This is a genomic window from Sphingobium sp. FW306-1B-F04DB (assembly GCF_058781925.1).
Genome location: NZ_JBYSXE010000080.1, coordinates 1 through 8,928, shown reverse-complemented (window position 1 = coordinate 8,928; position 8,928 = coordinate 1). Strand labels below are relative to the sequence as shown.

Below are 8,928 nucleotides of genomic sequence, written 5' to 3'. Positions count from 1 at the left end.
GTCCCGCCCCGCCGCTGCCCAAGGCCGAGGGACCCGAAGGCCGCCCGCTCGTCGTCATCGATGCGGGGCATGGCGGGCACGACCCCGGCGCGCTCTCACCCTATACCGACCAGCGCGAAAAGGCGGCGACGCTTGCGATCGCGCGCGCGATCCGCGACGAGCTGGTTCGTTCCGGCCGCGTCCGCGTCGCGCTCACCCGCGATGACGACCAGTTCATAGCGCTGCCGCAGCGCTATGAGATCGCGCGGCAATTGAAGGCCGACCTGTTCCTTTCGATCCACGCCGACAGCGCCGAAAATCCCGAGGCGAGCGGCGCAACGATCTATACACTGTCCGAACTGGCCTCGGACCGCGAGGCCGCGCGGCTCGCGGCACGCGAGAATAGCGCCGACATGCTCAACGGCGTCAATCTCGGGCGCCAGAGCCAGACGGTGAACGCCATCCTGATAGACCTGTCGCAGCGCGAGACGATGGACGCCTCGACGCGCTTCGTCGATCTGCTGCACCGCGAGGCCGCGCCCTATATGCCGTTTCGCAACCTCTGGCATCGCTTCGCCTCGCTGGTCGTCCTGAAGGCGCCCGATATGCCCTCGGCACTGTTCGAGACGGGCTATCTGAGCAACGAGGCGGACACCAGATTCATCTTCTCCGAACAGGGTCGCGCGCGCATCGCCCGCGGTAGCGCGCGCGCGATAGAGACATACCTGGCACGCGGAGCGCTCCGCGACTGAAGCACGAACTCAGAACGGCACCTTTACGGTGACCATCGCCGAGGGTGAATTGAACTTGCCAATGGACTGGACGTTGGCCGAACCGCGGACATTGCCGAAAAGGCCGATCTCGGCGTTGGGCAATAATGGCTCAGCCGCGTCGGCGCCGACATCGGACAGCCGATATTTCGCAGGGCCGATGGCTTGGGCACAGACTATGATCTCGCCCTCATCACCGTCGTCGCGCGCGCACCGGGCATCGAGCGGCTGCTCACGCGGCGCGTTGGCCTCAACATCGCGCAGGTCGAAATCGGCGTCCCTCAAAGGGGCAACCTTGCCGGCAACGGCCTGAAGAAGAACGGCAAGCACGATCGACATGTTCGCTTGCTCCCCCGCAGCGCCAGGCATTGGTTTCGCAGAACAATATGGCGCGAAGAGCGCGCGGCCGAATCGGGGACGGGAGCCGTTTACCCGTGCGTGTGGTCGCCCCGACTTTGCGACCGGGTGCGCGGAGTCGGCTGGCAAAGCCGTCAAAACTTGCTAGAGCCGAAAGCCTATGACCGAAGCGGCGTCCGAGAATTTCAGTTACCGGTTGAAGCGTGAGGCGAGCGGGTTGCTCGACCGGCTGCGGCCGTGGTGGGGCAAGCGCTGGGTGCGCATCCTCGCCTATCTGGCGCTGGCCGGGCTGCTCGCGATCATGCTGCTCTGGGTGATCTTCGCGCGCAGCCTGCCCTCGGCGGATGCGCTGCTGACCTACGAACCGCCGCTGCCCACCAATGTCCGTTCGATCGACGGCGCGCCCGTCCACAGCTATGCGCGCGAGCGCCGGGTGCAGCTGAGTTTCGACGAATATCCGCCCCAACTCGTGAACTCGTTCCTGGCGGCGGAGGACCGCACCTTCTTCTCTCATGGCGGGCTCGACTATCCCGGCATCATCACCGCGATCTTCACCAACCTCACCAATTCTGGTCGTCCCGTCGGCGCGTCGACGATCACGCAGCAGGTGGCGAAGAACCTGCTGCTCACCAACGAACTCAGCTATGTCCGCAAGATCAAGGAGGCGTTTCTCGCCAAGCGGATCGAATCGGTGCTCACCAAAGAGCAGATCATGGAGCTCTACCTCAACCAGATCGCGCTCGGCCGGAACAGCTTCGGCGTGCAGGCCGCCGCGCGCGCCTATTTCGACAAGGATGTCGAGGCACTCGAGCTTCACGAGATGGCATTCCTTGCGATCCTGCCCAAGGCGCCGTCGACCTACAGCCGCGCCGCCAATGTCGACAAGGCGATCGCGCGCCGCAACTGGGTGTTGGGCGAGATGAAGCGCAACGGCTTCATCAACGAGGCGCAGATGCGCAGCGCGCAGGCGCAGCCGCTGGGCCTGCTGCCCTATGTGGGCCGCCGCTACGAGCGCGTCGGCGGCTATTTCATCGAGGAAGTCCGCCGCCAGCTGATCGAGAAGTTCGGCGAGAGCGACGAGGGCGGCAAGAACAAGCACAGCGTCTATTCCGGCGGCCTGTGGGTGCGCACCTCGCTCAACCCTGCGGTACAGGAATATATGACCGAAGCGCTGCGCGCGGGCCTGATCCGCTATGATCGCGGCAAGGGCTGGAGCGGCCCGATCAACAAGAAGCCGATCGAAGTGGGCGATGCGTGGAACCGCAACCTGCTCGCGACCAACATCGGCATCGGCTATCAGAACTGGGAAGCCGCGGTCGTGCTCTCCAAGACGAGCAGCAGCGCCGAACTGGGCTTCGCCAATGGCAGCACGGGCACACTGCCCTCGGGCTATGCGCAGATGCCCAGGCGCGGCACCGGCCGGCCCGCATTTCAGGCGCTGAAACCCGGCGACATCATCGCGGTGGCGAAGGAAGGCGGCGCCTATGCGCTGCGCAACATCCCGGAAATCTCGGGCGGGATGGTCGCGCAGAACCCGCATACCGGTCAGGTGCTCGCGATGCAGGGCGGTTTCGATTCGCGCATCCAGAGCTACAACCGCGCGACGCAGGCCGAACGCCAGCCGGGTTCGACCTTCAAGCCGATCGCCTATTCGGCGGCGCTCGACAGCGGGATGACCCCCGCCTCGATCATCGTCGACGGTCCGTTCTGCGTCTATCAGGGCGCGCGACTGGGCCAGAAATGTTTCCGCAACTTCGGCAACATGCGCGGCGCGGGTCCACAGACGATGCGCTGGGGACTCGAGCAGTCGCGTAACCTGATGACGGTGCGCGCCGCCTCGCAGACAGGCATGGACAAGGTGGTGAAGACCGCCGCCGCGCTGGGTGTGAGCCAGCCGGGCAAGAATTATCCCGCGGTGCTCGCGATCGCGCTCGGCGCGGGCGACACGACCGTGATGCGGCTGACCAACGCCTATTCGATCCTGGCGAACAACGGCAAGGCGCTCAGCCCCACGCTGATCGACTATGTCCAGGACCGCCACGGCAAGGTGATCTTCAAGGCGGACACGCGCCCGTGCGATCGTTGCAACATGAAAGATTGGGACGGCAAGGCGATGCCGCGCCCCGCCCTGCGCCGCAAACAGGCGCTCGACCCCATGACCGCCTACCAGATGGTCCATATCCTCGAGGGCGTGATCCAGCGCGGTACCGCGACCGTGCTGCGCGATCTTAACCGGCCGCTCTTCGGCAAGACGGGCACCTCCTCGGGCCCGACCAACGTGTGGTTCGTCGGCGGCTCGGCCGATCTGGTGGCGGGCGTCTATATGGGCTTCGACCAGCCACGCCCGATGGGCGGCTATGCGCAGGGCGGCACGCTTGCGGCACCGATCTTCAAGCAGTTCGCGCAAAAGGCGATGAAGGACATGCCCGTGGTGCCCTTCCGCGCGCCCGAGGGCATCCGCATGGTCCGCATCGACCGACGCTCGGGACGCAAGGTTTTCGGCGCCTGGCCCACGGACGAGGCGAAGGCCGCGGTGATATGGGAAGCGTTCAAGCCCGAAAGCGAGCCGCGCCGCTCGATCCGCCGCGAAGAGGTCGCCCAGGCGAAGAAGGCCGAAGAGCGCGCCAGCGCCATACGCAACGCCACTGCCCGGCCGGCGAACGACAGCGAGTTCTTGCAAAGTCAGGACGGGATTTACTAGGGCTTCCTGCGACACCAGATAAGTGTCGTCCCTACGCAGGCAGGGGCCCAGGCGATGACAGGAAACGAAGATCGCCTGGATGCCAGCCTTCGCTGGCATGACGGTTTTTATTGATACCGGAGAAAGAAGATGCGCGCCGAAGCGCAGGCCAATGCCGACAAGATCAACGACGCGCTCGCGCTGCTCCGCCGCTTCCTCGACTGGGACCGTGCGCTGCGCCGGCTCGACGAACTCAATGCGCGCGTCGAGGATCCGACGCTGTGGGACGACCCCAAGGCCGCGCAGGATGTGATGCGCGAACGCCGACGGCTCGACGAGGCGATCACCGCGACGCGCGCGATCGAGGGCGAACTGGCGGATACCGTCGAGCTGCTCGAAATGGCAGAGGCCGAGGGCGACGAGGCGATGGCCGACGAGGCGGTCGCCAGCATCGCGGCGCTCGCCGAGCGTGCCGACCAGGACAAGATAAAGGCGCTGCTCGCGGGCGAGGCCGACACCAATGACGCCTATATCGAGGTCCATGCGGGCGCGGGCGGCACCGAGAGCCAGGACTGGGCCGAGATGCTCCAGCGCATGTACCAGCGCTGGGCCGAGAAGCGCGGCTTCAAGGTCGACCTGATCGAATATCAGGCGGGCGAGCAGGCGGGCATCAAGTCCGCAACGCTCCAGATCAAGGGCGAGAATGCATACGGTTACGCCAAGACCGAGAGCGGCGTACACCGGCTCGTCCGCATCAGCCCCTATGACAGCTCGGCGCGGCGCCACACCAGCTTCTCGTCGGTCTGGGTCTACCCGGTAATCGACGACAATATCGAGATCGAGCTCAACGAGGGCGACATCAAGATGGACACCTACCGCGCCTCGGGTGCGGGCGGACAGCACGTCAACACCACCGATTCGGCGGTGCGCCTGACGCACATCCCTACCGGAATCATCGTCGCCAGCCAGAATGACCGGTCGCAGCACAAGAATCGCGCAACTGCGATGAACATGCTGAAGGCGCGTCTCTACGAGGCCGAACTGCAGAAGCGCGAGGCCGCGGCGAGCGGCGAATATGCGGCCAAGACCGATATCGGCTGGGGCCACCAGATCCGGTCCTATGTGCTGCAACCCTATCAGTTGGTGAAGGATTTGCGCACCGGGGTCACTTCCACCGCGCCCTCGGATGTGCTTGATGGCGCACTCGACCCGTTCATGGCGGCCGCGCTCTCGCAGCGCGTGACCGGCGAGAAGGTCGAAGTGGAGGATGTCGACTAGGACGATGCGCCGCCAAGGGTTCCTGTTGCTGCTGATGTCGCTTGCCGCTTGCCGGCAGGGCGAGGCGCAGCCCAGCTTTCCCGAAGCTGACCGTCCCGTCGCGCCCATTGTATCGAGCCGCTGGTCGACCGAGGAGGCGCGCGACCGCGTCGACGAGGCCGGGACCGTGATGGCCAAGGCGGGGATCGCGCCAGGCATGACCGTCGCCGATATCGGCGCGGGTGAGGGCTATTACACGATTCGCCTTGCCGAGCGCGTCGGCGCGAAGGGGCGCGTGCTTGCCGAAGACATTGTGCCCGAGGTCCGCGATGCGCTGGCCGAGCGTGTCAATCGCGAGCGGCTTGACAATGTCAGTGTGCGGCTGGGCGAGCCCGCCGATCCCAAACTGCCCGAAAACAGCTTTGATCGTGTCTTCATGGTGCACATGTACCATGAGATCACCCAGCCCTATGAGTTCCTGTGGCGGATGCGGCCCTCGCTGCGCCGCGGCGGGCGTGTCATCGTCGTCGATGCCGAGCGCCCCACGCAGGATCACGGCACGCCGATCGCACTGCTGCGCTGCGAGTTCGCCACGGTCGGCTATGCGCAGGTTGAATATCAGTCGCTGCCCGCGGTCGACGGCTATATCGCGCAGTTCGAGGCCCGCGGCCCCCGCCCCGAGCCGTTCGAGATCCGCGCCTGCAAATATCACGGCTAGAGCAGGCCAGCCGCGCGGAAGCTGAAACAATCGCTCGCGGTGAAGACGAGATGATCGTGGAGCCTGAGCCCGAGCGGTCGCACAACCCCCGCCAGCCTGCGCGTGGCGTCCAGATCGGCGGCGCTGGGCGTGACGACGCCGCTCGGATGATTGTGCGCGACGATCAGTGCGGCGCTCTGGAGCGCGAGCGCGTCGGCGACGATAGCGCGGATCGGAAGGACGACATGATCGGCGCGGCGCGCATAACGCAGCCGCAATCCGATCAGCGCATCCTCCGAATCGAGATGCGCGACGCACAGCATCTCGCAGCGCATGCGCGCCATTCCCGGCCCCAGAAACGCAATCGCGGCCGCGCTGCTTTCGAACCTGCGATGCATCCGGGCAGCTCCGTCCTTTTTCGACTTCACCGCGCAACCCGCCCAAGAATCGCGGATTCGCGCGGATCGACAAAGCGACAACGGCTCCGAAATGGCTGAAAACACATCCGATCCGGTGCTTTTGGGTGGAAGCGCATAAAGGCTTGGCGAGCGGCGTATGCGCCGCCATAAACGGCGGCGGACATGCAAGCCTATCTCGATCTCATCCAGCGTATCCTCGACGAGGGCACCGATCAGCAGGACCGCACGGGCACTGGTACTCGCGCGGTTTTCGGGCATCAGATGTCTTTCAACCTGTCGCAGGGCTTTCCGCTCGTCACGACCAAGAAGCTGCACCTGCGCTCGATCATCTACGAACTGCTCTGGTTCCTTAAGGGCGACACCAATGTCCGCTGGCTGCAGGAGAACAAGGTCAGCATCTGGGACGAATGGGCGCGCGAAGACGGCGACCTCGGCCCCGTCTATGGCAAGCAGTGGCGCGACTGGGAAAGCGCCGACGGCCGCCATATCGACCAGATCAGGCAGCTGATCGACCAGATCCGCGAGCAGCCCGGGTCGCGCCGCCAGATCGTGACCGCGTGGAATCCCGGCGAAATCGACCGGATGGCGCTCGCACCCTGCCACTGCCTGTTCCAGACGCAGGTGGCGAACGGCAAGCTTAACCTGCAGCTCTATCAGCGCAGCTGCGACGTCTTCCTCGGCCTGCCCTTCAACATCGCCAGCTATGCGCTACTGACCCACATGCTCGCCCAGCAATGCGGGCTCGAGCCGGGCACCTTCGTGTGGACGGGCGGCGACACACACCTCTATTCGAACCATCTCGAACAGGCACGGCTGCAGCTGACGCGCGAGCCGCGGCCGTTGCCGACGCTGCACATATTGCGCAAGCCCGACGGCATCGATGCCTATGAATATGAGGATTTCGAAATCCTCGGCTACGATCCGCATCCGCACATCAAGGCGCCGGTGGCGGTATGATTCCTCTCCTCGTCATTCCCGCGAAAGCGGGAATCCAGGAACACGGACTTATCCTGACGAAGCAGTGTTCATGGCTTCCCGCTTTCGCGGGAATGATAGGAAAATGACGTGAAGCGGCCCGAGGTCGTCCTGATCGTCGCGCGCGCGGACAATGGCGTGATCGGGCGCGAGGGGAAGCTTCCCTGGCACCTTCCCGCGGACCTGCGGCACTTCAAGTCGCTGACACAGAGCACCCCGATGATCATGGGCCGCAAGACCTTCGACAGCCTGCCGGGCCTGCTCGAAGGGCGCCGCCACATTGTCATCACGCGCGATACAGATTGGGAGGAGGAAGGCGCCGAGGTGGTCCACACCGCCGAGGAGGCGCTGAAGCGCGCCAATGCGCCGCACGTCTCGGTGATCGGCGGCGCGGAAATCTACCGGCTGTTCCTGCCGCGGGCGGACAGGATCGAGCTGACCGAAGTTCATCTGGATGCCGAGGGGGATACGGTGCTGGACAGTTTTGGAGACGGTTGGCGCGAAACGCGCCGCCACCGCCATGAGGCCGAGAACGGGCGGCCCGCCTACAGCTTCGTCACGCTGGTCCGCAGCGCGTGAGGCGCCGCATCCTGCTTGGTGCCGCGGTGCTGGGGCTGATCCTGCTCGCGGGCTTCTTCGCGCTTGCGCCCGGCATGGTCGAGCGCGACATGAACATCGTCATCAAGGGGCCGATGCCCGAGGTGAGCGCGCGCACCGCCGAACTGCACAAGTCGCTCCAGGTCGTCGACCTCCATGCCGACACGCTGATGTGGAAACGCACGCTGCTCAGCAAGACGCATCAGGGTCAGGTCGACCTCAGGCGGCTCGAGAGGGGCAATGTCGCGCTCCAGGTCTTCTCCTCGGTCACCAAGACGCCCAAGGGCCAGAATTACGACGCCAATGGCGGCGATAGCGACAACATCACGCTGCTGACCGTGGCGCAGCTCCAGCCGATGCGAACCTGGACTTCGCTGCTCGAGCGGTCGCTCTGGCATGCCGAAAAACTGGCACGCGCCGAGAAAAAGGCCAGGGGCCGGCTGCGCATCGTCCGCAGCGGCGCCGATGTCGCGAAGCTCGTCGCCGATCGCACCAGCGGGGTGCGCGTCACCGGCGCGCTCCTCTCGATCGAGGGACTGCAGAATCTGGAAGGCAAGGCCGAGAATCTGGACGTGCTCTACGACGCCGGCTTTCGCATGGCGGGGCTCGCGCACTTCTTCGACAACGAGCTGTCCGGCTCGATGCATGGGCTCGAGAAGGGCGGCCTGACCCCGCTCGGCCGGCAGGTCGTGACTGCGATGGAGCAGAAAGGCATGATCGTCGACATCGCGCATGCCAGCCATGCCGCCGTCGCCGAGATCCTTGCGATGGCGACGCGTCCGGTCGTGTCGAGCCATGGGGGGGTACAGGCGACGTGCAAGGTCAACCGCAACCTGACCGATGACGAGATCCGCGGCGTCGCGCGGACGGGCGGCGTGGTCGGCATCGGCTATTGGGAGGGCGCGGTGTGCGATACGAGCCCTGCCGCAATCGCCAACGCGATCGCCTATGTGCGCGACCTGGTGGGGATCCAGCATGTCGGACTGGGCAGCGATTTCGACGGCGCGGTGACGACGCGCTTCGACACCTCGGAGCTCGCCGCGATCACGCAGGCGCTCGCCGATCGCGGTTTCACCAATGACGAGATCCGCGCGGTGATGGGCGGGAATGTGCTGCGGCTGCTGGCTGAGGGGCTGGTGCCTGCCGCCTAATTCCTCCCCCTTGGGGGAGGGGGACCATGCGAAGCATGGTGGAGGG

The 8,928-nt window shown here is 65.4% G+C and carries 9 protein-coding genes; 7 read left to right on the top strand and 2 right to left on the bottom strand.

Features of this window, described 5'->3' with window-relative positions; translation table 11 throughout:
• The coding region (locus AC3WJD_RS21090; protein WP_492748726.1) for an N-acetylmuramoyl-L-alanine amidase family protein at positions 1–731 on the top strand (731 nt) is incomplete at its 5' end.
• Between the two features lie 9 nt (positions 732–740).
• On the opposite strand, the gene AC3WJD_RS21085 is transcribed toward AC3WJD_RS21090, so the two are convergent.
• On the bottom strand, positions 741–1,088 hold the full coding sequence (locus tag AC3WJD_RS21085; RefSeq protein ID WP_492748725.1) for a hypothetical protein: 348 nt from the start codon (positions 1,086–1,088) through the stop codon (positions 741–743).
• Positions 1,089–1,266: 178 nt separating this feature from the next.
• Here AC3WJD_RS21085 and AC3WJD_RS21080 point away from each other — a divergent pair, with 178 nt between their 5' ends.
• The 3 genes from AC3WJD_RS21080 (at position 1,267) to AC3WJD_RS21070 (ending at position 5,761) form a co-directional block, all read left to right on the top strand.
• Entirely contained in the window at positions 1,267–3,807 is a 2,541-nt protein-coding gene (locus AC3WJD_RS21080) for a penicillin-binding protein 1A (RefSeq protein WP_492748724.1), read from the top strand.
• A gap of 129 nt (positions 3,808–3,936) precedes the next feature.
• Positions 3,937–5,064, top strand: coding sequence for a peptide chain release factor 2 (gene prfB, locus AC3WJD_RS21075; protein WP_492748723.1), 1,128 nt, complete (start codon positions 3,937–3,939; stop codon positions 5,062–5,064).
• A gap of 4 nt (positions 5,065–5,068) precedes the next feature.
• Complete coding sequence (locus AC3WJD_RS21070) at positions 5,069–5,761, top strand: class I SAM-dependent methyltransferase (protein ID WP_492748722.1); 693 nt, start codon at positions 5,069–5,071, stop codon at positions 5,759–5,761.
• Here the strand turns inward: AC3WJD_RS21070 and AC3WJD_RS21065 are convergent.
• Positions 5,758–6,138: a JAB domain-containing protein gene (locus AC3WJD_RS21065; protein ID WP_492748721.1), complete on the bottom strand. Its 381-nt coding sequence runs from the start codon at positions 6,136–6,138 to the stop codon at positions 5,758–5,760. The genes AC3WJD_RS21070 and AC3WJD_RS21065 overlap by 4 nt on opposite strands.
• Before the next feature lie 183 nt (positions 6,139–6,321).
• Here AC3WJD_RS21065 and thyA point away from each other — a divergent pair, with 183 nt between their 5' ends.
• From thyA to AC3WJD_RS21050, 3 genes are all read left to right on the top strand, one after another.
• Positions 6,322–7,116: a thymidylate synthase gene (gene thyA, locus AC3WJD_RS21060; RefSeq protein ID WP_492748720.1), complete on the top strand. Its 795-nt coding sequence runs from the start codon at positions 6,322–6,324 to the stop codon at positions 7,114–7,116.
• A 108-nt stretch (positions 7,117–7,224) separates the two neighbouring features.
• Positions 7,225–7,713 (top strand): dihydrofolate reductase, encoded by a 489-nt coding sequence (locus AC3WJD_RS21055; protein WP_492748719.1) that lies wholly within the window; start codon positions 7,225–7,227, stop codon positions 7,711–7,713.
• Positions 7,710–8,882 carry a dipeptidase gene (locus AC3WJD_RS21050; protein ID WP_492748718.1) on the top strand — a complete coding sequence of 391 codons (1,173 nt, stop codon included), beginning with the start codon at positions 7,710–7,712 and terminating at the stop codon, positions 8,880–8,882. The genes AC3WJD_RS21055 and AC3WJD_RS21050 overlap by 4 nt, the downstream gene beginning before the upstream one ends.
• The last annotated feature ends 46 nt before the right edge of the window (positions 8,883–8,928 follow it).